Annotated in this window: 21 protein-coding genes and 1 tRNA gene; 17 read left to right on the forward strand and 5 right to left on the reverse strand. The window is 48.8% G+C overall.

Annotated elements, in window-relative coordinates:
* From rsgA to BO18_RS00205, 6 genes are all read left to right on the forward strand, one after another.
* Complete coding sequence (gene rsgA / locus BO18_RS00180; protein WP_034442144.1) at positions 1-927, forward strand: ribosome small subunit-dependent GTPase A; 927 nt, start codon at positions 1-3, stop codon at positions 925-927.
* Entirely contained in the window at positions 924-1,586 is a 663-nt protein-coding gene (gene rpe / locus BO18_RS00185; RefSeq protein WP_034442147.1) for a ribulose-phosphate 3-epimerase, read from the forward strand. Before rsgA ends, rpe begins: the two co-directional genes overlap by 4 nt.
* Positions 1,568-2,233: a thiamine diphosphokinase gene (locus BO18_RS00190; RefSeq protein ID WP_034442149.1), complete on the forward strand. Its 666-nt coding sequence runs from the start codon at positions 1,568-1,570 to the stop codon at positions 2,231-2,233. Before rpe ends, BO18_RS00190 begins: the two co-directional genes overlap by 19 nt.
* A 182-nt stretch (positions 2,234-2,415) precedes the next feature.
* Positions 2,416-3,381, forward strand: coding sequence for a DUF5688 family protein (locus BO18_RS00195; protein WP_034442153.1), 966 nt, complete (start codon positions 2,416-2,418; stop codon positions 3,379-3,381).
* Positions 3,378-7,124 (forward strand): VaFE repeat-containing surface-anchored protein, encoded by a 3,747-nt coding sequence (locus tag BO18_RS00200; RefSeq protein ID WP_034442156.1) that lies wholly within the window; start codon positions 3,378-3,380, stop codon positions 7,122-7,124. Before BO18_RS00195 ends, BO18_RS00200 begins: the two co-directional genes overlap by 4 nt.
* Before the next feature lie 84 nt (positions 7,125-7,208).
* On the forward strand, positions 7,209-7,895 hold the full coding sequence (locus BO18_RS00205; RefSeq protein ID WP_034442159.1) for a sortase: 687 nt from the start codon (positions 7,209-7,211) through the stop codon (positions 7,893-7,895).
* Positions 7,896-7,989: 94 nt separating this feature from the next.
* On the opposite strand, the gene BO18_RS00210 is transcribed toward BO18_RS00205, so the two are convergent.
* Entirely contained in the window at positions 7,990-9,180 is a 1,191-nt protein-coding gene (locus BO18_RS00210) for a pyridoxal phosphate-dependent aminotransferase (RefSeq protein WP_034442163.1), read from the reverse strand.
* Positions 9,181-9,582: 402 nt separating this feature from the next.
* On the opposite strand from BO18_RS00210, the gene BO18_RS00215 reads away from it, so the two are divergent.
* Positions 9,583-10,383: a hypothetical protein gene (locus BO18_RS00215; RefSeq protein ID WP_034442166.1), complete on the forward strand. Its 801-nt coding sequence runs from the start codon at positions 9,583-9,585 to the stop codon at positions 10,381-10,383.
* Between the two features lie 356 nt (positions 10,384-10,739).
* Here the strand turns inward: BO18_RS00215 and BO18_RS00220 are convergent, their stop codons facing one another.
* Positions 10,740-12,413, reverse strand: a complete 1,674-nt coding sequence (locus BO18_RS00220; protein WP_034442169.1) for an EAL domain-containing protein — start codon at positions 12,411-12,413, stop codon at positions 10,740-10,742.
* A gap of 100 nt (positions 12,414-12,513) precedes the next feature.
* On the opposite strand from BO18_RS00220, the gene BO18_RS00225 reads away from it, so the two are divergent.
* Positions 12,514-12,903, forward strand: coding sequence for a YraN family protein (locus BO18_RS00225; RefSeq protein ID WP_051688366.1), 390 nt, complete (start codon positions 12,514-12,516; stop codon positions 12,901-12,903).
* 167 nt (positions 12,904-13,070) lie between these two features.
* On the opposite strand, the gene BO18_RS00230 is transcribed toward BO18_RS00225, so the two are convergent.
* Positions 13,071-13,946, reverse strand: a complete 876-nt coding sequence (locus BO18_RS00230; protein WP_034442172.1) for a hypothetical protein — start codon at positions 13,944-13,946, stop codon at positions 13,071-13,073.
* A gap of 359 nt (positions 13,947-14,305) precedes the next feature.
* On the opposite strand from BO18_RS00230, the gene BO18_RS00235 reads away from it, so the two are divergent.
* From BO18_RS00235 to BO18_RS00260, 6 genes are all read left to right on the forward strand, one after another.
* Positions 14,306-15,598, forward strand: a complete 1,293-nt coding sequence (locus BO18_RS00235; RefSeq protein ID WP_034442174.1) for an aminotransferase class I/II-fold pyridoxal phosphate-dependent enzyme — start codon at positions 14,306-14,308, stop codon at positions 15,596-15,598.
* On the forward strand, positions 15,598-17,037 hold the full coding sequence (gene purB, locus BO18_RS00240) for an adenylosuccinate lyase (protein ID WP_034442177.1): 1,440 nt from the start codon (positions 15,598-15,600) through the stop codon (positions 17,035-17,037). The genes BO18_RS00235 and purB overlap by 1 nt, the downstream gene beginning before the upstream one ends.
* A 469-nt stretch (positions 17,038-17,506) precedes the next feature.
* The gene (cysS, locus tag BO18_RS00245; protein ID WP_034442180.1) at positions 17,507-18,916 is read left to right on the forward strand and encodes a cysteine--tRNA ligase; all 1,410 of its coding nucleotides are present in this window, start codon (positions 17,507-17,509) and stop codon (positions 18,914-18,916) included.
* The gene (locus tag BO18_RS00250) at positions 18,916-19,356 is read left to right on the forward strand and encodes a Mini-ribonuclease 3 (RefSeq protein WP_034442183.1); all 441 of its coding nucleotides are present in this window, start codon (positions 18,916-18,918) and stop codon (positions 19,354-19,356) included. Before cysS ends, BO18_RS00250 begins: the two co-directional genes overlap by 1 nt.
* A gap of 14 nt (positions 19,357-19,370) precedes the next feature.
* Positions 19,371-20,264 carry a 23S rRNA (guanosine(2251)-2'-O)-methyltransferase RlmB gene (gene rlmB, locus BO18_RS00255; RefSeq protein ID WP_034442186.1) on the forward strand — a complete coding sequence of 298 codons (894 nt, stop codon included), beginning with the start codon at positions 19,371-19,373 and terminating at the stop codon, positions 20,262-20,264.
* A gap of 80 nt (positions 20,265-20,344) precedes the next feature.
* Positions 20,345-21,655 carry a hypothetical protein gene (locus BO18_RS00260; protein WP_034442189.1) on the forward strand — a complete coding sequence of 437 codons (1,311 nt, stop codon included), beginning with the start codon at positions 20,345-20,347 and terminating at the stop codon, positions 21,653-21,655.
* Here the strand turns inward: BO18_RS00260 and BO18_RS00265 are convergent.
* Positions 21,648-22,388 (reverse strand): tyrosine-protein phosphatase, encoded by a 741-nt coding sequence (locus tag BO18_RS00265; RefSeq protein WP_034442192.1) that lies wholly within the window; start codon positions 22,386-22,388, stop codon positions 21,648-21,650. The genes BO18_RS00260 and BO18_RS00265 overlap by 8 nt on opposite strands.
* Before the next feature lie 271 nt (positions 22,389-22,659).
* Between BO18_RS00265 and BO18_RS00270 the strand changes: the two genes are divergently transcribed.
* The 3 genes from BO18_RS00270 to tig all read left to right on the forward strand — a co-directional run bounded on the left by BO18_RS00270 (position 22,660) and on the right by tig (position 24,757).
* Positions 22,660-22,736, forward strand: a tRNA-Arg gene (locus tag BO18_RS00270).
* A gap of 58 nt (positions 22,737-22,794) precedes the next feature.
* Positions 22,795-23,319, forward strand: a complete 525-nt coding sequence (locus BO18_RS00275) for a cysteine hydrolase family protein (RefSeq protein ID WP_034442195.1) — start codon at positions 22,795-22,797, stop codon at positions 23,317-23,319.
* A 79-nt stretch (positions 23,320-23,398) separates the two neighbouring features.
* Complete coding sequence (gene tig, locus BO18_RS00280; protein ID WP_034442198.1) at positions 23,399-24,757, forward strand: trigger factor; 1,359 nt, start codon at positions 23,399-23,401, stop codon at positions 24,755-24,757.
* A 486-nt stretch (positions 24,758-25,243) separates the two neighbouring features.
* Here tig and argJ read toward each other — a convergent pair whose 3' ends face one another.
* On the reverse strand, positions 25,244-26,497 hold the full coding sequence (gene argJ / locus BO18_RS00290; protein WP_034442204.1) for a bifunctional glutamate N-acetyltransferase/amino-acid acetyltransferase ArgJ: 1,254 nt from the start codon (positions 26,495-26,497) through the stop codon (positions 25,244-25,246).
* Positions 26,498-26,505 lie beyond the last annotated feature (8 nt).

Raw genomic sequence — 26,505 nt, forward strand, 5'->3', positions numbered from 1 at the left:
ATGGAAGGAACAGATGCTTTTCGCGGAGTTATAACAAAGGGCGTCGGTGGCGTCTATACCGTCAGATTCAGTAAAGACGGCGGATTCTGCTACGCGCTCTGCGCCGCAAGGGGTGCATTCAGGCTCAAGGGGATCAAGCCTGCGATAGGCGACTGGGTTACTATCGTTCCTTCGGGCGATCCTGATGTCGAATACGTTATCACTGACATAGAGGACAGGACGAGCTTTATCGCAAGGCCGCCTGTCGCTAACCTGTCTCTGATGCTCCTTACGTTCTCGGTTTCAGATCCCGTTCCGGACCTCACGCTGCTCGACAAGATGCTCCTTGTCTGCTCTCTGAGCGATATAAAGCCTGTGATCGTATTCACCAAGTCAGACCTTAATTCGGATGACTCTTCAAGGCTTTGTTCAGTTTATACTAATGCCGGGTATGAAGTTCTCGTATCTTCACCCCAAAAGCCACTTACCAAAAGTGATCTTAAGGATATAATAGGTGATGGAATTGCCGCTTTTGCCGGCCCTTCTGGCGTCGGAAAGAGCACTTTGTGCAATTCTCTTCTCGGCTTTGACGTAATGCAGACCGGCGAAGTCAGCAGCAAGATAAAGAGGGGAAAGCATACGACGAGACACGTCGAGCTTCATGAGTTTTTCGACGGCTTTATCTGCGACACTCCGGGATTCACTTCTCTTTCTTTGGAAGACCAGGGAGTCGATTACAGGGATGTTTTATACGGATTCCCTGAGATCACGAAGATCGCGACAGGCTGCAGGTTCGACGACTGCTCGCACCGCAAGGAAGACGGCTGCGTCGTAAGAGATGCGCTGGCCGAAGGTCTCATAGACAGGGGCCGTTATGAGAGATATTCAAGCTTCTATACGGAGCTCTACGATAATAGGAATAACTACAGGCACAGGAGAAAGCAATGAACGATATCGGAATAGCACCATCCATTCTCGCGGCTGATTTCGGCTACCTCATGAGAGATATAAAGGCAGTCGAGAACAATGCGGATTACCTTCACATCGATGTCATGGACGGTCATTACGTAAACAATATCTCATTCGGCATTCCGGTCATACAGTCCATCCGTAAGTATACGGATATGAAGTTCTTCACCCATCTCATGATCACCAACCCGGAAAAGTACATAAAGGTGTTTGCGGAATCAGGTTCCAACAACATCACGTTCCACGTTGAGTGTACTGAAGAGCCTTTTAAGCTTATCGATGAGATAATGGCACAGGGCAAGAGCGCCGGCATCGCCATCCATCCCGACACTCCGATCGAGGAAGTTTTCCCCTTCATCGGAAAGGTCGACATCATCCTGGTCATGACCGTTTATCCCGGCTTCGGCGGACAGGGTTATCTTGATATCTCAGATGAGAGATTAAGAAAGCTCAGAAAAGCGATCGATGAGCAGGGAAGCAACACGATAATTGCAGTTGACGGCGGAGTCGCCGAAGACAACATCAGACATATCTATGAAGCGGGCGCAAGGCTTTTCGTTGCGGGCAGCAGCGTATTCCATGCGGAAGACCCCGCAAAAGCCATCGAAGAACTGAAAAGATGCGGTACATTGTCGTAACGGGCGGCCCTTTGCCTGAAGAAGCGGCAGAGTACATAAAGCGCATGTCAGCGGAAGAAGATTCCGTCACTATAGCCTGTGACAGCGGAGCGGATATCTTAGCTCGCCATGATATCGTTCCCGACATGCTCGTGGGCGACATGGATTCGATATCAGATGAAGCACTAGGCTTTATGGAATCTCACGGTGTCTTTACAGAGAGATATCCCGTCGAAAAGGACTGGACCGACACGGAGATCGCCATGGGCAAAGCTGACGGTGATGAGATCGTCCTCATATGCCCCGTTGCAGGCAGGATAGATCACGTCACTGCCAATCTCCAGCTCGCCATGAAGTACAGAAAAGACGGCGGGAAGATCACTGTGACTGACGGAAAGACGCTTTGCTGTCCTCTGTCAGGAGAAGATTCCGTTGACGTATCATTAACAGGTTTCGATAAGCCTGTAGAGGTCTCGCTCATTCCGTGGAACTTTGATTCCGAAGTCACCGGAGTCACCACAAAAGGTCTTTACTATCCTCTCGAAAATGCCTCGCTCACGGCCGGCACCTCGTTTTCTTTTTCGAACTGCCCCGTTGACGGTGCGGACAGGATCGGCGTCTCGATAAAGTCCGGAATGCTGCTCGTTACCGTTACCGAAGCAGTGTGATCCAACACCATAAATAAGTAACATATGGCGTCTTTTCGAGGACCTGAAAAATAGTCGAAAAAAGGTCTTTCTGCCTATTGCGTGAGACCGAAAAAGCGAATATATTTATACTGCATATGAATGAACGCATCCCTATGGGGTGCGTTTTTTTATGCCTATTTTTTTATACGGAGGAACAGCCTATGATGAATTACGAGAATTTTAAGAAGAGAGTTATGAGGGAGTTTCTGGACTATCTTCCCGAGCGTTATGCCGAATGTGAGCTCGAGATCAGGAAAGTTCCCAAGATGAACGAATGCCTTACCGGCGTCGTGATCAAGCCGAAGAACGCCAAGCACACATACTGCAGCCCGACATTTTACATGGAGCGTATGTACGAGCAGTATAAGGATTGCGGATCTTTCGAGAAGGTGATGGCAAATCAGGCGATATATCTTGAGCAGTCGCTCAAGTTCGTGCCGAACGACATAGCCAAGGTCACCATCTCCGAGATGCGTGACAGGATAGTCTTCCAGCTCGTCAATACAGAGAAGAACAAGGAGATGATCAAGCTCTGTCCGCACCGGGACATTATGGATCTTTCCGTAGTCTACAGGGTCATAGTAAACATCGACAATGACGGTGTGTCGGGGTATCTTATCACGCACGATCTGGCCGAAGTCGAAGACCTTAACGAGAACCTTCTCTATAATCTCGCGAAAAAGAATACGAAGAAGCTATTCCCGTTAAAGTGCGAGAGGATCGAGAACACGATGTTCCGCATGATGCAGCGCTGCGGCGGAACGGATGAAAAGACTCTGGAGGATGCATTCCCCGAATTCGACAACATCCCCGAAAAGCAGAAGGTCTACATAATCAGCAACAAATATGAGTTCTTCGGCGCCAACGCCATCCTTTACGGCGACTACATCGGAGAGATTGCGAACAGGATCGGCACGGACTGCTACATCCTTCCGTCTTCGGTACACGATCTCGTGCTGCTGTCGGTGGAGGCATTCGGCGAGAGCTCGAAGCTCTTAGAGCTTGTAAAGGAAACAAACGAGGAACACGTAAAGCCGTCCGAGAGGCTGTCTGACAGCGTATACATCTACAACATCATCGACGGCACGATCAACCGTATCTCAGAACCTGTGGAGGAAGCATCATGAAAATACTGAAAAGACCGAAGGCGAGGTTACTCGCCGGATTCATGGCGGCAACGGTTGCGATCTGCACGTTGCCGTTTTTTATTGCTCCGGTAAAGACGGAGGCCGCAGTTATCAGTTCAAATTATCTGGTGTCCGAAGAAGACGTCAGGGCAGAGGGCTATACGACAGAGAAAGCATTCAGGGACAGCATCCTTGCGGCTTGCGAGCAGCTGGACGGCGTTAAATACCAGTGGGGCGGTTCAGGTTCCAACGGGATCGACTGCGCAGGCTCTGTAAGTCTAGCGTACAGTGCAGCTCTGGGTACCGCGAAGATAACAGGCACATCAGGCTCGTACGGAAATAAGACCGTGTCATATACGGGCGGAGGCAATCCGGACAAATACGGATTCTACTGGCCCGGTTATGCCGGCATCAGGTCAAGTTTTAAGGACGGGATCCTCAAGGAAAAGAATATCTCGCCTTCCGAGAATCATTTCTCATCCTTTGATACCAACGGGACAAAGGGCATTCAGAGCGATGAGTGGAAGACCATTATAAGCACTTACGATTTCAGGCCGGGGGACATGATCATGTGGTGGAACGACGAAAACGACAGCAACAACGCCCAGCATATCACCATTTACGCGGGCATCGAAAACGGTGTCCCCATGCACTGGACTGCAAGTTCTTCTGCCGGTTACTTTTGCAAGAAGGCTTTGGCTGACAGTTCGGCGGAAGCGGGCAAAGGCAGCTTTACGGGTTTCATGGCTCTGCGTTCGACAAGGCTTATAGACGATGCCTATGTCGGTTTCTATCTCGATAAGAGCGATCCGTCGAAGACTGTTTATACGGGATGTGTCTTCACTGTCTATCAGGACGGAACACTGAAGCACGAGGCAGGTCAGTTAAGAGATGATGACGGCAATGGCATCTATACGGACTATTACTCGCTGAACAAGTCAACCGGAGCTTACACAAAGGAACTGATCAAGCTCACGAGAAAAGACGATAACGATGTGTATTTCGAAGACAGGTATTTCATAAAGGAAACATCAGGTCCCAAAGGCGCAATCCTTTCTGATGGTACGACAATAAGTTTTACGGATAAGGACGGTAACGTTCCTGAAGTCTATAACTTCATCGATGACACTATCTACCGCATCGACATGAAGGTCTCAGGTATCGACGGAAATACGGGAAAACTAGAATATTCTGTAAGCGTAAGGAACGGAGATACGCTCTATTCCACGTCTGACGGCAGCTATTCCTATAATCCCGGTTCTGCTGCGATAGTTGTCACCAACATGCCTACTACCGACAGCACATGCGGAAGGGGCAAGGGCGCAGGCCTCTTTACAGATGCCAGCAGCCTGGAGCTCGAAAAGATAACATCTTCGGACGTTGATACCGAATCTACAGTATTCACGCTGACAGAGGGTGATGATCTTGCGGCAGTTTATAAGTGCGTAAGCGGTAAATGGAACTGGTACGACAAAGAAGGAAACGTATGGGGCGATGTGTCAACGTTCCCTGTAAAGTACGGAACAGAGTATACGGTCACCGAGAAGTTTTCAAAGTCGGATCCTTTCAAATGCATTGATGGCAGCACGATCGATTATGAGATCAGGAATGATTCCGGCTGGGAAAAGGTCGACGATACAACCTATAAATACAGCTTTAAGACAGATGATCTTTCTTCACTTAAGACATATTTCTTCACTTGCGAGAACAATACCGTAAAGGGAAGGATCAAGGTCACGAAGGAAGTTGTAGACCAGGACGACAGCAAGGGCGGTTTTTCTTTCGAACTGTGGAACGAAGATAAGACAAAAGAACTCGCAAAAGGCATCTCGGGCGATGACGGAATCGTTTACTGGGAGACAGGAAGCGGAAAGAACCTGGCATTCTTCGAACTCCCGACAGGCACATACACACTTGTCGAAAAGAATCCCGTCAGGTATTACGGCAACACAACAAACGAGTATACATATAAGCTTCCTGAAGGCTTCACCGCTGACGGGGACGGCAACTGGTATAAGAAGGTAACCGTTACGGAAACCACGACAGCAGAGACTGTGACCAACGACAGATGCGAAGGTTCGATAAAGATCACAAAGACGTCCGAGGACGGTCTGATCGAGGATGTTGAGTTTGAGGTTTACTATGGCGGAAAAGCTGATGAACCCAAATGGGAAGGAAAAGCATTTGCAACCGGCAAAACAAACGGAAAAGGAACACTCTGGTTCGATCATCTTCCTTTGGGCTGGTACAGGATCGATGAAAAGGCTTCTCCCGAATACAAGGTGGTCTGGGATGACGGCAAAGAGGGTATATCAAGGACAGTCAGACTGACGGAAAAAGACGATAACGGGACTTTGATGGTCACGGCGGATAACAGGATCGACATCACACCTTCCATATCCACAGAACTGACCGACAACGGTGGTTCACATGAGATCTGCTGCGGTAAGAACATAGAACTGACGGATAAGGTCCATTTCGAGAACCTGCTGCCGGGTCTCGAGTATGAGATCACGGGAAGTCTCATAGACAGCAGAACCGGAGAGATCATAAAAGATCCTGAAGGCAACGGTTATGAGATGACTCTTGTATTTACTCCCGACGCAAAGAACGGGACTGTTTCAAAAGATTCCAGGGGCAGGGAAGTCGTGAGCGGTGATGTAAGCGTAAGCTTTACCGTCGACAGCGTTTATCTCTATGAAAAGGCATACGAAGAAGGCGAAGACTGTCTGTCCGTCGTATGTTTCGAGACACTGAAGTTCAGAGGAAAAGTAATAGCGGAACATAAGGATGCTTCTGACAAGGACCAGACGGTAAGCGTCACGGCTTCCATTTCGACGACTGCAACTGATGCAGGGACCGGAACGGGTATCCTTACCTTGTCCGATACGGTAAACATCAATGACAAGGTGAGCTTCAGGGGACTTGCTCCCGGAGACACATACGTGCTTACCGGAACTCTCATGGACAAGAAGACCGGTGCTCCTTACAAAGACAAGGACGGAAAGACTTATACGAGCGAAGTGGCATTTGTCCCAGGTTCATCTCACGGCTATGCTGTCGTTGAGTTTAAGGGCGTAAAGGTGCCTGAAGATGCAGTCGACATCGTTGTTTTCGAGAGCTTGAGACATGAGTCCGGCGAAAAGCCGATCGCTTCGCATGAAGATATCAACGACACGGACCAGACTCTCCACCGACCTTCGTGCAGGACTGTCGCAACGACTGAAAAAGGAGACAAGTCATTCCTCGTAAATACCGTCGTCACAGTCGTAGACCACGTCTATTACGAAAACCTCGAGACGGGACATAAATACTATGCAAAGGCAGAACTGTATCTAAGCGACGGCACCCCCGTTGTAAGCAAGGGACTTAACGTCGTATCCATCAGCGAATTCGAACCCCAGGAAGGATCAGGAACGGTCGACGTGACAATGAAGTTCGACACGTCAGGTCTCAAGAGCGGCGACAGGGTAGTCGTCATCGAGAACATCTACGACAAATCGACTGACGAAGAGATCTCTGCGGGTCTTCAGATCGAAGACGTAAAAGTCCTTTCGCACGAAGATCTTAACAACATGGATCAGAGCCTCTCTGTTACCGAGTATCCGATATCCGGTGAGACGGTGAACAAAGCAAAGCTCTGCGGCTTCATTGTATTCACCATATCCACGGGAGCGATAATCGCACTCGCAGTTGAGAAAAAGAGAAAGAAGATCAGAGAATTATATGGCGAACAGAATTGAATCAGCAGAGAGTTATACGGTGAACAGAAGTGAATTAAAGATAGTGTATGGCGCCGAAAGGAATAAGTAAAAGGATCTACGTTAATGAATAACCGTCTAAAAGGAACAATCATCGCATTTCTTTCCATTGCCGCCGTCCTGGGATTATCTGCCGGGCTTGAAGAATATGCAAGATCTTATGTGAGAGAAAAAGTAAAGAAGGACATGCTCGTAAGATCTCAGGACATTAATGCCGTATACGAAGTGCCGTCAGGAGATTTCCTGGCGGTATCAGGAGAAAACGAAGAAGATGCCGTGCCCGATCTGGATTTCCTTTCAGGCTGGGCCGGCATTGCGAAATACGTCACGGGCACAGGTTCGGAGGAATACGAAACGCTCCACCTCGCAGGTGTCATCTCCATCCCCGCTCTCGATACGGAGGAACCGATATGGCTCGAAAACACTTACGTGGCAATGAGATACGGTGTCATCCTGATGAAAGACAGTTCAGGTCTTGAAGAAGAAGGGAACAGCATAATAGTGGGTCACAGGAATATCATGACTAAAACTGTCTTTTACAACCTGACCGATATAGAAGATGACGATGAAGTATTTATCACCACCCCTGACGGCGTCAGACATGAATATAGGGTGAACGGCAGATTCTACTGTTCACCCTATGATCTTCAGTCTTATGTCGGCAGTACCGGATCCAAGCAGATCACTCTCGTGACTTGTGCCAGGGAATACGGAAACACATGGCGCTTTATCGTTACTATGGTTCCGGTCTGACTATGTTTCGGCGCTGCGGGTCCCGTGCTTAGTGAGTAACTCCTGATGTTATCAGAGTTAGGATCACTCGTTCAGCGGGTCACGCCGGATGTTATCAGAGTTCGGCTCTGTGGCTCAAACCGAGTTCTTCGGCAATTGCGAAGAATGCCTTTCTGGAGTTCCTGATGGATGTCTCAGAAACGCAGAAAGCAAGACGGCAGTAACCGGGACGTGCGAAGCTAGAACCCTTAACGAGCAGGAGATTATGCTTTGCACAGATGGAAGCGAACTCGCCGTCATCAAGTCCCTTGGGAGTATTCATGAAGATGTAGAGCGCGCCGTTAGGCTTAACTGCATCAAATCCCGCGTCGATTATGTTGGAATAGAGCAGGTTCCTTCTGTTCTCGTAGTTTGCAACGTCTACCTTTGCATAGATTGACTTCTCAATGACCTTCTGCCAGATCGCAGGCGCATTTACGCTGCCGAGCGTTCTGTTGGACAGTACGATCGCACCTGTAAGCTCGGCGAAATCAGCGCACTTGGGAGATACGAGCGTATAACCGATCCTCTCTCCGGGAAGTGACAGCGATTTACTCCATGAGAAGCAGATGATGAGGTTGTCGATATACTTGAGCGCGCAGGGAACGGAAGCTCCGTCGTATGCCAGGTCGATGTAAGGCTCGTCGCTGATTACATAGATGGTGTGATCCTGCTTCTTGAGCATATCGTTGAGCTCAATGAGGAGTTCTGCCGGATATACCACGCCGGAAGGATTGTTGGGCGAGTTTACGATGATGGCCTTTGTCCTGGCTGTGATAGCCTTTTCGATGTCGGCGATAATGGGCATGAACTTATCGTCTGTCTGAACGATGACGACCTTGCCGCCGTGGTTTGCAACATAGCCGTTGTATTCCATGAAGTAGGGCGCAAGAAGGATCACCTCATCCTCGGGATCAAGGATCGAGTGGAGTACATCGTTCATCGCGGATGCCGCACCGACAGTCATGCAGACCGCGTCGGGACCGATCTCCATTCCGGCTTCCTTGCCGCGCTTTTCTGCAACGATGGTCCTTGTGGAAGGATATCCGGCGTTGGGCATATAACCGTGCATACCGGGAGTGGGATTATCTGCAAGCTCCTTAAGAGCGTCGAATACTTCCTTCGGAGGTTCCAGGTCGGGATTGCCGATGGAAAAATCATAGACGTTGTCATCACCATAGATAGCCTTAAGCCTTCCGCCTTCTTCAAACATCTTGCGGATCTCGGAGCCGCCCTTAAGCGATTCGATCATTTTCTTGGAAATCATAGCAGTACCTCTTAATAAAAAAATTAGGATTAATATATCACAATATCGGAAAAGAAGAGATAGAAACTGTTGTGTGAAAAGGATGGTCATGTGTGCCGGTATATCTCTAGTCAGATTATATAAGGCTGTTGTGTTTGCCGATTCTGACTGTATTAATCCCGTTAATGAACGGCAATTTATCCCAAGTCGATAATATATGTTGTTTTGGGATAAATATATGAGGTGAAATTATCCCAAATGCTATGATTTTCTTATTTAGGGATAATTTCATCGTTCAAATTTATCCCTACGGGTTCATTTTTTTATATTTGGGATAATTTTGTGCTCGAAATTTATCCCATAGTCTTTGTTTTTTCTAGAATGGGATAATTCTTGAAAAACAGCTTTTTAAAGGTGATAGTTATGATTAAGAATATTAGAGAAGAGTTGCTTATCAGGCGTGAGGTATTAAGCAATTCAACAGTTGCCGCAGAGAAAAAGATTAGAAAACTTCCGGATGGAAGAGTAAAAGTTAAGAGACAGGGTAAATATGTATATTTCTATATTACGGAAGAGAATCGAAAAGAAAGAATAGCAAAAAAGTCTGATCAGGAAATATTAGAAAAACTCTTGCAAAAAAATTATCTCGAACAGGTGCTTGAAGTCTCGAAAAAAGAAATCGCGGTGTTGGATCTTGTCTTGAAGAAGTACCCGATACTTGTAGCTGAGGAAATATATGGCTCATTGGATGATGACCGCAAAAAATATATCAAACCCATTGTTCCAACAGATGAGCAATTTATTGAAAGGTGGCAAAACGAACCGTATACACCGAAGCCGATATCAGATGATGTGCCCAAGTATAAAACAAAGCGGGGAGAGTGGGTAAGATCCAAATCGGAAGCGCTTATCGCTGACAGACTCTTTGCAGCCGGCATTCCTTATAAATATGAGTGTCCGCTTACTTTTAAGGTGGATGATAGACTGGTAACTATCCATCCCGACTTTACGATCCTGAGAGTAAGCGACCGCAAGATACTCTATCTGGAACACTGCGGTAAGATGGGTGATCCGGAATATGTTGAAGAAATGGTCAACAGAGTTAATGACTACATCAAGGGCGGTATATATCAGGGAGACAGGCTGTTCTTTACCTTCGAGACATCGAAGACCCCACTGGATCTTGAGGTCCTCGATAAGATGATCGAAAAGAACTTCCGCTGACAGCGGAGAAAACTCAACAAAAGATCTTCCGTTGACAGTGGCGAAAACCAAACTAAAACTGACCCAGCCAAAATAAACGTCCAACCGTCATCTCCAAACGCGAAAAGCAGTAGCGCAGCACCCACAGAATCACGCTCACCCCAAAACACTCATCACCCGGCATCTCAGATGCAGGGGGTGCCATGCACCCTTGCACACAAAACAGCGCCTGCAGTGCGCGCTGTCAAGGCCGTCATATGGCGAGGCAAAACTGCGTCTTGACAGATAAGCGCAAACCCGCCATATGGCGAGGCAAAAGCCGTGCCTTGACAGGTAAGCGCAAGGCAGGTGCTATCAAAATAAAGTAAAAGGGATAATTAAATCTGAATCTCAGTCTTTTCTTCAGTGTCGGGCTTAATCTCGATGTCGTAATCAGGACTCTGCAGTCTGTCGACAAAGAATCTTTCGGACAGCGGTTTGTCGTAGAAGAAAGACTGGAAGAGATTACAGCCGCACATGATGAGATCGTCTGCTTCCTTCTGGGATCCGACGCCTTCGCAGATTACCTTATAGCCGAGCATTCCGGCGAGGTTGATCATGTCGTTTGCGATTATGCGGCCCTTGGGATCATCAGGGTCGAATCTGTCAGCGTCGATCTTAACGTAACTTGCATCGATATCGTGCAGCATGGTGAGAGTTGACTGGCCTGTGCTGAACTTGTCTAAAGTAACGAGTACGCCGGCTTCGCAAAGCGTGTGGCTTACATCTTTGAGGATGGGCATCCTCTGGGTGAAGTCAGGCTCGGAGAACTCGATTCCGATGAGGTTATGTTCCACGCCATATCTGTCGATGACCTCAAGGATGTTGTCGGCGATGGAAGAGTTGAAGAGATTACGGCCTGAGAAATTGACTGTGATGGGAACGAGCGAAAGTCCCTGCTCCTGCCACGATTTGATGTTCTTGCAAACGTTCTCTAGTACGTAGAAATCGATCTTGGTTACGATGCCCGAATCGGTTGCCAGAGTGATGAATTCCTGGGGCGACATGATCTTGCCGTCCAAAGGCCAGCGCGCAAGAGCTTCTGCGGCATGGATGGTCGGCTTGTCCTCAAAACTGATGACAGGCTGATAGTAGATGAGGAATTTATTCTCGTTAAGAGCTCTGGTAAGAGTCTCGGTGTTGTTGTGGTTTTTCTCGTTGATCTCTTCGGTGTAGTAGACGATGTCGATGTTGTTCTTTTTCGAATAACTGAAAGCCTGGGAACATTCGCCCATGACGTGATTGCCGAAGCGGTGGTTGGGGCGGATAGTCGTGATGCCGGCCCTGCAGCTGAAAACGTGTTCGAACCTGTCGCCGCCGTATGTAAGAGAGACGGGGACAGAAGCGATGAACTTCTCGAGTTCGGGAAGACGTGATGTGATGAGGACTACAACGAAGTTGTCGCCGCCGAGGTGAACGGCGAATTCGCCTCTGTCTTCATCAGGGAAGTTGTTGAGCTTTGCGCCGAACATCTTGATGGCGGAGCCTGCAATGTCGGAACCGAAATATCTGTTAAGCTGGTTTACGTGCTTGATGTTGATGAAAGCGACGGAATATTTGGTGGCGGTTCCCGATGCGAACATATCGTCAAATCTCGTGAAGAGATAGTTGGCATTGCGCATTCCGAATTCGACGTCGTTGTTGTAGAGGAAAGAATACTGGCTGCTGAGTCTTGAGACGGTGATCTTGTTTGCGACGCTCGTCTTGAAGACGACCATAAACTCTTCCTGTTCGACGGTGAATTGAGGAGGGAACTGCTTATAGGTAAACCTTACGACAGTCGTTACCGAGTCGTCACTTCCGAGGGAAACTTCAACGAATTCGTTGCCGACGTTGTCGGACAGGTAATCCACATTCTTGGAGATGGGTTTGCCGCTGATTATCTGCGTATCCTCTATCTTTGCGATCGAAAGATAGTCAGCGTATTTTGCGAATTCTTCTGTGAATCTGCAATCGACGCATTCGTCGAGAGTTTCAAAGAAATTCTTGATGTCCGGAGTGCCGACGCCCATAACCTAACCCTTTTATTTATTAGCATCTATTTTAGGACACTAAAATGCATAAAACAACGAAGAATAATAATTATCAAAAAAACAAGATAAAGAGGCAGATATGAACAGCAAAAAGAACAGACAGATGGATAAGACCTTCAGACAATATATCGGGATAAGAGGAGAAGATGCTGCGGCAAGACTTCTGGAAGAAAGAGGATATGTAATCCTGCAGCGGAACTACACTGTCCACGATGTCGGGGAGATAGACATAATCGCGGAGAAGGGCGATGATATCCACATTTTTGAAGTCAGGACGAGACGCAATATCGGAAGATTCCCGGACTCCGCGGAATCGGTCATCTATTCGAAAAGGATGAAGGTGATAAGGACGGCCGAACGCTACATCGAAGAGAATCAGCTGTACGGCAGGAATATCGTTTTCGAAGTGATAAAGGTTACGCATGACAGAGACGGCAACATTCTGAATATTGATTTTGTACCATTCTGACTGACGCGAAAAGTGAGCGCAGCCGAACGATGCAGAGCGAAAAGGCGATGCCTTTTTCAGGATAACGAAAAACAGATCCCGGCATTTTCACAAGTACCGGGATCTTTAAGTGTCGTTGTCAAGCGTTGTCGGTTTGCTGGTCTGTTACTCAGTCAGTCTGACATCCATTAAGCTAGTCTCGGATCGCTCGAGCGCGGAGCATTGAACTCGTTTCTCTTCTTCGCCTTGACGAACTTAACGATCATGACGGTGATGATGACGATGAAGATCACTGCCGTGATGATGACCGGCAGGAATGAGATGAACAGATTAAGCAGCCTCTTTGAAGGTGTGGGGTTCATCTTTGATACTGCATCGTCGACCGAGTATGTAAATGCGTTATTGAGCGCAAGTCCGGCATCTGCTCCGTTTCCGATGTCCCTCGTGATAATGCTCTTGAAATTGCTGTACCATGAGTTCGTGAGGAACGGATCCGTCAGGTCGCCCTGGACGGCTTCGAGCTTAAAGCCCTGAGATGACTTTCCCGCTTCAGCTTCCGGTATCGAGCATACGACAACGAGATGCTGTTCGTCATTGAAGTTTTTGACATACTTATCGTATGTGTACTTGGAGAGGTTGCTGTAATCTGACTTCCAGTCCTCTTCGTATACCGTGTAGACGACAGGGCAGATGCCCGTGGTCTCCTGGTATTTCTTCAATGTCTCAGTGAGGGAACCGCTGCTGAAGATGATTCCGGCATCGTCATGGACTGCCGGCGCATCCGAGTATCTGGGATTAAGCTTCAACGGTGTCCTTGACTGGACCGTGAGACTTACTACAAAGGTTGCGATAACGGACAGTATGGATACCGCAATTATCGACAGGATCGAATTCTTCTGTGATCTCGGACCGTTGAGATAAGCATCGGTGCCATCGTTGTAATCTCTAAGATGGCGCTTTGATCCGGGATAGTAACGCATCCTGGCATTAGAACCGTGATAACCATAAAAACCACCGCCGCTGAAACCGCCGCCGCCTGAACCGCCGCCTGATGCATGTGGCATAAATTTTTCCTCCCTTATTCCGAATGTTTCCGTTTTCTTATTCCGAGATAAATTATATCAATTATCCGTGAGGTTTTCCATATAAATCGTACCGGAAAGCCCGAAAACAGTGCGATGTAACAATTCCGTCATCCCTTGTTTTGCCCGATTTGAGCCATGCGAAACCGCGCAGGCTTGTGCAACGTGCCGAATTTGCCTGAAAATGCATTTTCGTCAGGAAGAAATGCCATTTTAGCAAGTTTTATTTATTGCTTTAAAAACGCAATAGACTATAATTGTTGAGGTTTTGAGGGGGAGACCCTCATTCAAAATGCAAGATTCGATTTGCAAAATTTCATTTTAAGGAAGGTTGGCCGATCATGAAGGGTTACCGTGAGATGACAAAAGAAGAGCTCGTTTCAGAGAGAAGTGCGTTGATCGAACGTTATGAGAAGTGCAAGGCGATGGGACTTTCTCTCGACATGACACGCGGAAAGCCCTCGCCGGTCCAGCTCGATCTTTCAAACGACATATATGACACACTCAAGGTCGGTTTCAAGACCGCCAAGGGTCAGGATACCAGGAACTACGGTATCGCAGACGGTATCGAAGAGATAAGGGCAATCTTCGCAGAGATCCTCGGCACAGACAAGGACAACATCTTCATGGGCAATTCCTCATCGCTCAACCAGATGTTCGATGCGATCATGCGCGCCATGGTCTTCGGCGAAGTCGATTCACCCAAGCCCTGGTCACAGGTAGAGGGAAGAAAGTGGCTTTGCCCCGCGCCCGGTTACGACAGACATTTCAGAGTTACGGAGACAATGGGTTTTGAGCTCATCGCCGTTCCCATGACTGAGAACGGTCCTGACATGGACGTTGTCGAAGAACTCGTTAAGGACGATAAGGTAAAGGGTATCTGGTGCGTTCCTTGCTACAGCAATCCCGACGGCATCGTTTATTCCGCAGAGGTATGTGACAGGCTCGCAAAGATGGAGACTGCTGCACCTGATTTCAGGATCTTCTGGGACAACGCTTACGTCGTTCATCACCTTTATGAAGACAGAAACACATGGGGAAAGCTTCCCGACATGCTTTCGCTCTGCGCAAGCTACGGACATGCAAACAGAGTATATGAGTTTGCATCTTCTTCAAAGATCACATTCGCAGGCGGCGGTATCTCCTGCTTCGCAGCAAACAAGGACAATATGACATATACGAAGAAGTTTCTTAATGCGCAGACTATCTGCACCAACAAGGTCAATCAGCTCGCGCATGCAAGATTCCTTCCCGATGCCGAAGCTGTTTATGCTCACATGATGAAGCATGCCGAGATTCTCCGTCCGAAGTTTGAGGCGTGCCAGAAGGTCCTCAATGAAGAACTCGGTTTTGATAAGGATCTTTTCCACTGGACCGATCCGAAGGGCGGTTATTTCGTAAGTTTCTACGCTATGCCCGGTACGGCTACGAAGGTCGTTTCCATGTGCAAGGCGGCAGGCGTCGCACTTACGCCCGCAGGCGCAAGCTTCCCTTACGGCAAGGATCCTTCCGATTCAAACATCAGACTCGCTCCGTCATTCCCGGGTGTTGAAGATATCGAGAAAGCCGTGAGGATCCTCTCGATCTGTGCTAAAATCTCTGCATTGGATAAATTGTTGGAGGAATTGGCGTAATGAAAGATACCTACGAGAGCCCTTTAAACTCCCGCTATGCAAGCAAGGAGATGCAGTTCATCTTTTCGCCCGATAAGAAGTTCACCACATGGAGACTTCTTTGGATCGCTCTTGCTGAGGCAGAAAAGGAATTAGGCCTTGACATCACTGATGAGCAGATCGCCGATCTCATTGCACACAAGGATGACATCGATTACGAGGATGCGGCTGCAGAGGAAAAGATCCGCCGTCATGACGTAATGGCCCACGTCCATTCATACGGCAAGCAGGTCCATGGATCCGGCGCTGACCGCATCATCCACCTCGGTGCAACATCCTGCTATGTAGGTGACAATACTGACATCATAATAATGAGAGATGCTCTTGAGCTCGTTAAGAAGAGACTTGTTGTCCTCATTTCAAAGCTTGCTAAATTTGCTGACGAATACAAGTCAATGCCGACATTGGGCTTCACTCATTTCCAGCCCGCACAACTTGTTACAGTAGGTAAGAGAGCAACGCTCTGGCTCCAGGATCTTGTTCTGGATCTTGAGACTGTCGAAAATGCGATCGCTTCCTTAAAGCTCCTCGGATGCAAGGGAACTACCGGCACACAGGCTTCCTTCCTTGATCTTTTCGACGGCGATCACGCAAAGTGCGTTGAGCTCGACAAGAAGATCTGCGCAAAGATGGGCTTTGAGTCCTCTTACTATGTATCCGGCCAGACATATTCCAGAAAGATCGATTTCACTGTTCTTTCGGCACTTGCAGCTATTGCTCAGAGCGCTCACAAGTTCTCCAACGACATAAGACTCCTCCAGCACCTGAAGGAGATCGAGGAGCCTTTTGAGAAGAACCAGATCGGATCTTCCGCAATGGCTTACAAGAGAAACCCGATGAGATCCGAGAGGATCGCATCTCTTTCGAGATATGTTATCGCTGACGTTCTTAATCCTGCCATGACATCTTCAGAGCAGTGGTTCGAGAGAACGCTCGATGACTCCGCAAACAAGAGGATCTCAGTGCCTGAGGCATTCCTTGCCGTTGACGCGATCCTCGGTATCTATACGAATGTAGTTTCCGGTCTTGTCGTTTATCCCAAGATGATCGAGAAGCACATCCTTGACGAGCTCCCGTTCATGATGACCGAAAACATCATGATGGAAGCAACCAAGAAGGGCGGCAACCGCCAGGAACTCCACGAGGTTATCCGCCAGCTTTCAATGCAGGCAGGTTCCGTAGTTAAGAATGAGGGCAAGCCCAATGATCTTCTCGAGAGGATCGCCGCAGAGCCCAAGTTCGGCATGACAATGGATGAGCTCATCAAGCTGAGAGACCCCAAGCTCTATATCGGCCGATGTCCCGAGCAGGTCGACGCATTCCTCAATGAGTGTGTCAGACCTTTGCTTGAAGCGCATAAGGATGACCTTGATGTCAATGAAGTGGAGCTGAAAGTCTGATCGCGAGTAAGCAAAGCGAAAAAGAGATCTTAAGCGGGATATTCCGACTGGCGAAAAGCAGGTTTGGCATATCCCGCTTTTTATATTAAAATATAATCAACTCGAGCATGGCGGCCTCTAAATTGGACCTACATGACGTAATAAGGAGCTTGGGCCTGTCTTTTTGATGTAAAGCCTTGTAAGTTGGACTATTGAGATCTGATACCTGAGCACCGCCCTGGATTTCCGGGTGTCAATCAGAGTCCGTTGTGTTTCGGGGGTTTTTAGGAGAAAACAAGTCTATCATGGGACTTATAGACAATACAATTATGCTTTCATCTCATGACCCTGCAGGATTCTTATCAGCAGGAGTCATTTTTTTGTGTCCGGGTTCTCGGACTGTTATCTGTCATTTGAACCGATGTTGACCTTTCAAAGGAATCAGCAACAAACAATCAATGATATTTCGAGAACTTAAGGAGATAAACAGATGAAGATCTACAACACACTTACAAGAACAAAAGAAGAATTCAAGACCATTGAGCCCGGCAAGGTAAAGATGTATGCATGCGGCCCTACGGTCTATAACTATTTCCATTTGGGCAACGCAAGACCGTTCGTTACTTTCGATACGCTCGCAAGATATCTCGAGTATTCGGGATATGAGGTAACCTTCGTTCAGAACTTTACCGACATCGACGATAAGATGATCAAGCGCGCAAATGAGGAAGGCATTACGGTCGAACAGCTCGCTGACAGGTTCATCAAGGAATACTATGTCGATGCGGACGGTCTCAACATCAAGAGACAGAGCGCGCAGCCCAGAGCGACCCATTCCATGAAGGCCATCATCGGCCTCATCAAGGCAATGGAGGAGAAGGGCTACACATACATCATCGAAGGTGACGGCGTTTACTACGACGTTACCAAGAAGGCAGATTACGGCAAGCTCTCACACTATAATCTCGATGAGCTCGCAGCAGGCGGCGGTGAACGTAAGGCTTCCTACGAAGGCAAGAGAAATCCGGGCGATTTCGCGCTCTGGAAGTTCAAGAAGGAAGGCGAGCCTTTCTGGGGATCACCCTGGGGTGAGGGAAGACCCGGATGGCACATCGAATGCTCTGCCATGATCAAGCAGTATCTCGGCGATACCATCGACATCCACGGCGGCGGACAGGATCTCATCTTCCCGCACCACGAGAACGAGATCGCCCAGAGCGAGGCTGCCAACGGCTGCACATTCTGCAATTACTGGGTACACAACGCTTTCGTAAACATCGACGGTGAGAAGATGAGCAAGTCACTCGGTAATTTCTTTACCATCAGGGATATTGCGCAGAAGTATCCGTATAACGTTATCAGATTCTTCATTCTGCTCGGCCATTACAGAAGCCCCATCAATTTCTCCGACGAGCTTCTCGCAGCCGCGCAGACGAGTCTCGGAAGGATCTCCAACTGTGTCAGGAATGCCGACTTCGTATTGAACGGCGGCAATCTCGCAGGCGATGCGGAAGCAGACAAGGTCCTTGCTGAAGCGGTACAGGCTGCAACTGACTGCTTCAAGGCTCATATGGATGACGATCTCAACAGCGCCGATGCCATTACTGACATCTTCAATCTCGTGCGTCAGACGAATACCTCCGCGCAGGAAGCAAAGGTTTCCGCAGATGTGCTCAAGGCAGCAAGAGACAAGATCGTTGAGCTCACAGGAGTCCTGGGAATCCTTCTGGATCTTGAAGACGAGATCCCCGAAGAGATCACTGAACTCGCAAATAAGAGAGCGGAAGCAAAGAAGGCAAAGGATTACGCTGAGGCAGACAGGATCAGGGACGAGATCCAGGCCAAAGGCTACACCGTAAAGGACGTGCCCGGCGGATTTAAGATCGAGAAGGCAAACTGATGATAAAGCCGTTTATCGCTACAGATCTCCGTGAAGTATCACCTCTGGTCCTGGCTTATATCGGCGACTCCGTGTATGAGGTCTACGCCCGCTGCAAGTCGGCGACTTTAGGTGCCGGAAGCAACAACAAGATGCATAACAACACCGTGCATTATGTTTCCGCGGAGGCTCAGGCGATGAGCGCGAGGGCATTGGCGGATGAGCTTACGGAGACGGAGTCCGATTACTTCAGAAGGGGAAAGAATTCCAATCCCCACGCGGTATCGAAAAACGCCAATCATGCGGACTATATGTACGCGACCGGATTTGAAGCCCTGATAGGCTACCTGTTCCTCAACAACGAGGAGTCCAGGATGGAATACCTGATCTACAAGAGCTTCGACATCTGTGACGGCGTCATAAGCCCGAAAACGGAAGGTCAGGAAACGGAGAACACGTAAGCGGAGAGCTCGAAATGGCGAAATTGGACAACAAAGGCAAAAAGCGTTTTGATCAGGGCAAGAAGTCAGGAAGACCTTCAAACGGAAGGCCGTCAAACAACAGACCGCAGGTTGACCGCCCGCGCGAAGACGATGCTTTCGCAGAAGAAGGCTCGACAGACAAGCTCGAAGGCAGAAATGCGGTCACGGAAGCTCTTGCTGCAGGCAGGGACTTCAACAAGATCTGGATCCTTAAGCCCGACGGCGACAAGCCTTTGGACCACGGACTCATCAGGATACTTGATGAAGCCAATAAGCGCGGGATAATCGTCACGAGAGCTACAAGGCAGGTCCTGGACAAGATGAGTTCCACGCACAACCATCAGGGCGTTATTGCCTCAGTTGCGCCTCACAGCTACGCTGATCTTGATGAGATAATCGCTAAGTGCAGAGAAGAGGGGAGACCCGCTCTTCTCGTGGCGCTGGATGAGATAAAGGATGCCTATAACCTGGGCTCGATCCTCAGGATATCCGACTGCTGCGGCGTTGACGGTGTCATCATCCCGGAGAGGAGATCCGTGGGACTCGACTCCATGGTCGCAAAGGCATCTGCCGGTGCGATCGAATACGTGCCTGTCGCAAGGGTCACGAACCTTGCGCAGACCCTTACAAGGCTCAAGGAAAAGGAGAACTTCTGGGTCTGCGGCACGGACATGAATGCCGACTACGAGTACCACGATGCCGACTATTCGGGCAACCTTGTCGTCATCATCGGAAGCGAGGGAGACGGCATGAGGGACGGCGTCAGGAAGTGTTGTGACTTCACGGTGTCCATACCGATGACTGGTCATGTGAACAGCCTTAATGCGGCTGTAGCTGCAGGCGTCGTTCTTTTCGAGGCACAGGCAAAAAGGCATAAGGATCAGTAACGGATGCGCCTTGAGGGGCGCGCGGAAAAGGATGATCAGGATGCGCTTTTGAGGCGCACATAAGATAAAGAGGAGCAGGATTGAAGAGGCTTGATGACAGCTTAAAGAGAAGAACTCCGGGAGTCTTGAAAAAGGCTCTTGCCGTTGTTTTGTGCTTTTCGATGATATCAGGCGCCGGCTTGAGCATTTCGGGATGTAAGGTCATCGATGATCTCAGGTCGGGATTTAAAGCGACGCAAAAGCCTCTTTCGGAGACCGAGCTCGCGAGGGTCATGGCAAGCGCCATCAGCAGCGATGCGAATGTCGCTGACTGTTTTGCAAAGGTTCCCGCAAGCCAGCTTGACGGTCTTTCATACTCGATGTTCTATGAGTATTGCTCGATCTTGAGGAAGACATCTGAGGAGCACGGCACCGCCGATTCTTTCAGGATCCTCAATGCCACTGACAAGAGGGCGTATTTCAGTTCCATCGATTCCGAGAATACCGCTGATTTCAAGACGGTAGGCGAGTACGGTGACATGGACGTCATCGAACTGTGCTATTCCGAAGACAAGGATAAGAGCGCTCCGCCCGTAAGGTTCATGATCGCAAAGGACGGCGGCAATTATTCGATCGCGGGAAAATACATCACTGATTCTATGCTGGCGTATTCTTACATCAACCACTATTTCGAAATGATCGACAGCGGCAACGTAAACGGTCTTGAAGCGATAATAAAGTCATCTTACGACTCCGACATCTACATCAACTCTGTTATCTACGAGAAGGCAAACTACATATCCGAGTATTACCGCATGAAGGTAAAGACCGTGCTCGACGACTATGAGCTGAAGCTCTTCACGCCGACGCACATCTCATATGTCATCCCCGAAGTCATCTCGCAGTCGGGAGACAATATCATATCAAAGACCGTCGACTTAAGGCTTAAGAACGACGGCTCGTATCTTCTCGAAGATGATATCCCGGCATCCCTCGGCGAGATCCGTTTCTTCAAGAACGGCGGCACCAGGATGAGAATGGGTTCGACCTATACTTCGAGCGAAATCTACAGGCTCCTGGGCAATCCGATCATCGAATCCTACATGTCCGGCGTTGTCATTCTCACATACAGCGGCATGACCATGAGGCTTGAGACGGATCCCGCAAACGGAAAGAACTGGACATCCGGAAGGCTTTCTTCCGTCGTCATCCGTAACGATGAGACTTTTTCTCTCGGCGAAAATCTTTACATCGGAATGAACGTCTCAGAACTCCTTCTGATCTATCCGATGTTCGACAAATGCGAATTCACCAGTTCGTTCAGAAACGGTGACGGTGAGTTCATTCTCTCGTTCCGGTTCGACGACTACGGCAATGTCACCCGAATCCGTTTGGGTGAGAAGATCAACTGATGCACTTTGCCCTTAACTGATCGATCTCGTCTTCAGTCATGCCGTTTGCAATGAGCAGCTTTGCGGCATCTCCGTCCCATTTGCTGTCTATGTAATCCAGGAAGGTGACCATGTTATGGGCATCGGATCTTAAGATGTGCTTCATGTCGTCAGGGAGTTTCGCCATGAACGGCACCATGAAATCCCTGAGATATTCATAAGAAACCTTGTAGTTGGTGATGATGTCCTCTCTTGAAGCACCGCAGATGATGTAGAGCATGGCGGCGACGACGCCGGTCCTGTCCTTTCCGTGCGCACAGTGGAAGAGCGTGATGCCCTCGGCGTTCAAAAGCAGACGGAAGATCTTTACAAGCTGGTCACCCATCTCTTCAGCGATGATGACATAGTAATCTCCGAGAGTGTGAGTCCTTATGAATTCGATCGTCTGATCATCGTTTTTGTTGGGATCACCGTTGAAAAGAGCGATGTTATGGCAAGCTACATCGGGATCGGCTTTATATGGGTTGCCTGTTTTCTCAACTTCTTCGGGAGCTCTTAGGTCGATGACGGTCTTAACGCCGAAGTCTTTGACTTCCTGAACCTGACCTGGTGTAAGCCATTCGGGAGAACCTGACCTTATGAAAAGTCCGCTGCGGAATGTCTTTCCGCCTGAAAGCGGCATCCCGCCGAGCTCTCTGCAGTTGATGAGAGCGAGTTCTTTTACCAGCTGTGAGTCAGGATCGTAATTGCTCAATGTCTTTATCTCCCATATTTCGAAATGTCCGTATTGCCCGGAACTTCGAGTATTCTATCCAAAAGCAGTGAGCTAATCAATAAGAAACACGGGCAGTACATAGGAAAAAACGTCGAGAAAACTGTCGAGGAAACCGTAGGGGAAACTGTCGCCGTTTATTTCTTTCTGGAAGCATGTGCGGTGAAACATTTCGCAACGTAATAAATCGCGATTGACATTCAAGCCGTCAAGTAATATGATTATTAGGCTATTGGGAGACCAATGCTTATACGCGCCTATAGCTCAACTGGATAGAGCGTCTGACTACGGATCAGAAGGTTGTGGATTCGAGCTCTGCTAGGCGCGCCAGACAAAAGCTGTTGCACGTGTGCGGCAGCTTTTTTTATACCGTATCAGGAGGTGGACTATGTACAGGATCCTTGTAGTTGTTGACATGCAGAAGGATTTTATCGACGGAGCCCTCGGTTTTGAAGGTGCCGAAAAGATTATCCCCGGAATTGCCGGAAAGATCAGGGAATATGAGGAAGCGGGCGATGCTGTCGTATATACGCTCGACACTCATTTCGATAATTACATGGAGACACAGGAAGGAAAGAACCTCCCGGTACCTCACTGCATCAAGGGATCAGAGGGCCACGGGCTCTGCGATGAGTTAAAGCCTCTGCTCTCCGGAAAGAAGGTTTTCGAGAAACCCTGCTTCGGAAGCATCGAACTCGCCGAATACCTGAAGGAGAATGCTGCCGATATAAGCTCCATCGAAGTTTGCGGACTGGTATCCAACATCTGCGTTCTCTCCAATGCGGTCATCGCAAAGGCTGCCGCACCCGAGGCGGAAGTCATTGTGGATTCGGCTCTAACGGCTTCTTTTGCGCCCGATCTGCACCAGGCGACACTGGATGTGCTTAAAGGAATTCAGGTTACCGTATTATAATATTGCTTTTCGAGGCCGCGCTGTGATACAATTCATACTCGGCTATTAATCTAATAATAATTTTTTTGGAGGATATAACATGGCATCCACGATTGAGAAGAAAGAACACTCTCAGGTAGTAATCAGCTTTGAGGCTAGCAAGGAAGAGTGGAACGAAGCTCTTAAGAAGTCTTACAGCAAGAACAAGGGCCGTTTCCAGGTTCCCGGCTTCCGTAAGGGAAAGGTTCCTTACCAGCTGGTATGCCAGTATTACGGTGAGGGCGTTCTTTATGAGGACGCTATGAACGAGATCGCAAACGCTCAGTATCCCGAGGCTGTCAAGGAGCATGACCTCAAGGTCGTATCCAGACCCGAGATGGACGTTACCGATATTTCCGAGGAAGGCATCAAGTACACAGTAACAGTTTACGTTAAGCCTGAGTTCGAGCTCGGTCAGTATGAGGGCGTTGAAGTTCCTTTCAAGGATCAGGTAGTTACAGACGAAGACGTTGATGCTGAGATCGAGCGTCTCAGAAAGAGAAACGCTTCCCTCGAGGAAGTTGAGGACCGTGCCGCAGCTGAGGGCGATACAGTTGTTATCGACTACGAAGGCTTCAAGGACGGCGTCGCTTTCGAAGGCGGCAAGGGCGAGGGCTATAACCTCAAGCTCGGTTCCAAGTCCTTCATCCCCGGCTTCGAGGAGCAGGTTGCAGGCCACAACGTTGGCGAGAACTTCACGATCGAAGTTAAGTTCCCTGAGGACTATCACGCTGCAGAGCTCAAGGGCGCTGACGCTACATTCAACGTAACGATCCACGCTATCAAGACGGAAGTAATCCCTGAGCTCGACGACGAGTTCGCAAAGGACGTTTCCGAGTTCGATACTCTTGACGAGCTCAAGGCTGACATCAGAGCTAAGCAGCAGGAGAGAGCTGACAAGGACAACAAGGCAGGCTTCGAGAACGAGACTGTCCGCGCAGTATGCGACAACTGCGAGATCGACATCCCTGAGTCAATGATCCAGAACGAAGTCGAGCAGATGGCTGAAGACCAGGCTGCACGTATGTCCAACCAGGGCATCGCACTCGACATGTATCTCCAGTATGTAGGCCAGAGCATGGACGACTTCAAGAAGTCTCTTGAGCCTATGGCACGCGTAAGAGTTAAGTCTTCTCTCGTTATCGAGAAGATCACTGAGGTTATCGATCCTGAGGTAACAGCTGAGGATTACGAGGAAGAGCTCAAGGGTATCGCTGACAGATACAAGATCGACGTTGAGGAAGTTAAGAAGTCCATCGGCGAAGATTCCGCTTTCATCAAGGATTCCATCCGTGCTAGAAAGACAGTAGAGTATCTTGCATCCAAGGCTGTAAAGGTAGAGCCTAAGGAGCCTGAGGCAGCAGAGGCTGCTGAAGAAGCTTCCGAGGAAGCACCTGCAGAGGAGAAGACTGAAGAGTAATCCTTCTGTCCGGTTTATCTGATAATCAATTGACTGTCTCACGAGTGAAAGCCCGTGAGGCAGTTATTTATTGGCTGAAGTTTTTCGTTAATAAGGTATCGAAAAAAGGGGAATCCTTTGTTTTCGATACCTGCTGAAATCAAGGGTATCGAAATACTGCAAAAGTATATATTTCGATACCTTTGGAAAAAGGTGAAAATATCGTTTTTAGAGAAAGATCGTCCAAAACGATATCAGCCGGCCAGCCAAGGTATCGTTTTCAGAGGAAAATCCTCAAAAACGATATCAGCCGACCAGCTAAGGTATCGTTTTTAGAGGAAAATCGTCCAAAACGATATCTGCCGGCCAGCCAAGGTATCGTTTTCAGAGAAAAATTCTCAAAAACGATATCTGCCGAAAAAAAAAAATAAAAAGCCAGCCCCACCCAAAAATTAAGCCCGGCAGGCGAGGTGCTTACCGGGCTTGAACTTTCAATTAATCAATCGATCAAGTTCTGTAGCTTCCGTTGATCTTTACATAATCGTAGGAGAAGTCGCAGGTGAACATCCTGTCGTAAGCATCACCTTCATAGAGAGTGATGTCTACTTTGATGTCATGTTCTGCAAGGAGTCTGGACGCCTCTTCCTCGTCGAAGTTCACTGCCGCGCCGTCCTTATACATAAGAAGTCCGCTGAGCCTGATGTCGACCTTTTCTGGATCGAAAGATGCGCCGGAATAGCCGACAGCAGTTAGGATACGTCCGATGTTCGCGTCCTCTCCGAAGAAAGCTGTTTTGCAAAGAGGGGACCTTGCGACGGAAGTGACGATGAGCTTTGCGTCCTTCTCGTTTGCCGCACCGTGGACTTCGATCTCGACGAACTTGGTTGCGCCTTCGCCGTCAGAAGCGAGCATCCTAGCGATATCCTCAGCAAGTTCGCAGAGCGCGTTCTCGAAAAGCTGATAGTCCTCAGAACCTTCTTCTATCTCAACACCCGATGCGCCGTTAGCGAAAACAACGACCATGTCGCATACCGAAGTGTCTCCGTCAACGCTGACCCTGTTAAAGGTGTATTTGACGGCCTTCTGGAGCATCTTTTTAAGAGATGCGGAAGCGATGCCGCAGTCAGTGGTGAATATCGAGATCATGGTGGCGAGGTTAGGGTGGATCATGCCCGAGCCCTTTGCCATGCCGGAGATTGTGACGGTCTTGCCGTCAGTAAGTTCGATCTGTGCGGATACTTCCTTGGGCACTGTATCCGTGGTCATCATGGCGTATTCAGCGCAGTGAGCGTTTTCCTCATCTGCTGAAAGGCCTGATACGAGATCAGGGATGACAGGGAGCATCTTGTCGAGGGGAAGCCTTGAACCGATGACGCCGGTCGAAGCTGTGAGGATCTCAGATGCATCGCAGCCGAGAAGGGAAGACGCACACTCTGCGATCTTTGCGGCATCCTCGACACCAACGGCGCCGACACCTGCGTTGGCAACCTTGCTGTTGACGATGATGCCTTTCGCAGTGCCCTTGTTTTCGATAATGCCGATGGATCTTACGAGAGAGTGGCCCTTTACCAGGTTGGAAGTGTAGACGCCTGCGACGTTGCAGGGTGTGTCAGAATAGACCATTCCGACGTCCAGGTAGGATGACTTGGGGTCGTTCTCGTTGATGTTTGCCGGATCTGCGCACTTCATGCCGGCGGAAACGCCGTTTGCCTTGAATCCCTTTGGCATTGTGATATAGGAATTAAGTAATTCTTCTTCCATAGTAAGTA

Source organism: Butyrivibrio sp. AE2032 (assembly GCF_000702965.1).

Excerpts from the sequence above, each read along its gene's own strand:
- rsgA (WP_034442144.1), top strand. The coding sequence starts at position 1 with ATGGAAGGAACAGATGCTTTTCGCGGAGTTATAACAAAGGGCGTCGGT.
- rpe (WP_034442147.1), top strand. The coding sequence starts at position 924 with ATGAACGATATCGGAATAGCACCATCCATTCTCGCGGCTGATTTCGGC.
- BO18_RS00190 (WP_034442149.1), top strand. The coding sequence starts at position 1,568 with ATGCGGTACATTGTCGTAACGGGCGGCCCTTTGCCTGAAGAAGCGGCA.
- BO18_RS00195 (WP_034442153.1), top strand. The coding sequence starts at position 2,416 with ATGATGAATTACGAGAATTTTAAGAAGAGAGTTATGAGGGAGTTTCTG.
- BO18_RS00200 (WP_034442156.1), top strand. The coding sequence starts at position 3,378 with ATGAAAATACTGAAAAGACCGAAGGCGAGGTTACTCGCCGGATTCATG.
- BO18_RS00205 (WP_034442159.1), top strand. The coding sequence starts at position 7,209 with ATGAATAACCGTCTAAAAGGAACAATCATCGCATTTCTTTCCATTGCC.
- BO18_RS00210 (WP_034442163.1), bottom strand. The coding sequence starts at position 9,180 with ATGATTTCCAAGAAAATGATCGAATCGCTTAAGGGCGGCTCCGAGATC.
- BO18_RS00215 (WP_034442166.1), top strand. The coding sequence starts at position 9,583 with ATGATTAAGAATATTAGAGAAGAGTTGCTTATCAGGCGTGAGGTATTA.
- BO18_RS00220 (WP_034442169.1), bottom strand. The coding sequence starts at position 12,413 with ATGGGCGTCGGCACTCCGGACATCAAGAATTTCTTTGAAACTCTCGAC.
- BO18_RS00225 (WP_051688366.1), top strand. The coding sequence starts at position 12,514 with ATGAACAGCAAAAAGAACAGACAGATGGATAAGACCTTCAGACAATAT.
- BO18_RS00230 (WP_034442172.1), bottom strand. The coding sequence starts at position 13,946 with ATGCCACATGCATCAGGCGGCGGTTCAGGCGGCGGCGGTTTCAGCGGC.
- BO18_RS00235 (WP_034442174.1), top strand. The coding sequence starts at position 14,306 with ATGAAGGGTTACCGTGAGATGACAAAAGAAGAGCTCGTTTCAGAGAGA.
- purB (WP_034442177.1), top strand. The coding sequence starts at position 15,598 with ATGAAAGATACCTACGAGAGCCCTTTAAACTCCCGCTATGCAAGCAAG.
- cysS (WP_034442180.1), top strand. The coding sequence starts at position 17,507 with ATGAAGATCTACAACACACTTACAAGAACAAAAGAAGAATTCAAGACC.
- BO18_RS00250 (WP_034442183.1), top strand. The coding sequence starts at position 18,916 with ATGATAAAGCCGTTTATCGCTACAGATCTCCGTGAAGTATCACCTCTG.
- rlmB (WP_034442186.1), top strand. The coding sequence starts at position 19,371 with ATGGCGAAATTGGACAACAAAGGCAAAAAGCGTTTTGATCAGGGCAAG.
- BO18_RS00275 (WP_034442195.1), top strand. The coding sequence starts at position 22,795 with ATGTACAGGATCCTTGTAGTTGTTGACATGCAGAAGGATTTTATCGAC.
- tig (WP_034442198.1), top strand. The coding sequence starts at position 23,399 with ATGGCATCCACGATTGAGAAGAAAGAACACTCTCAGGTAGTAATCAGC.
- argJ (WP_034442204.1), bottom strand. The coding sequence starts at position 26,497 with ATGGAAGAAGAATTACTTAATTCCTATATCACAATGCCAAAGGGATTC.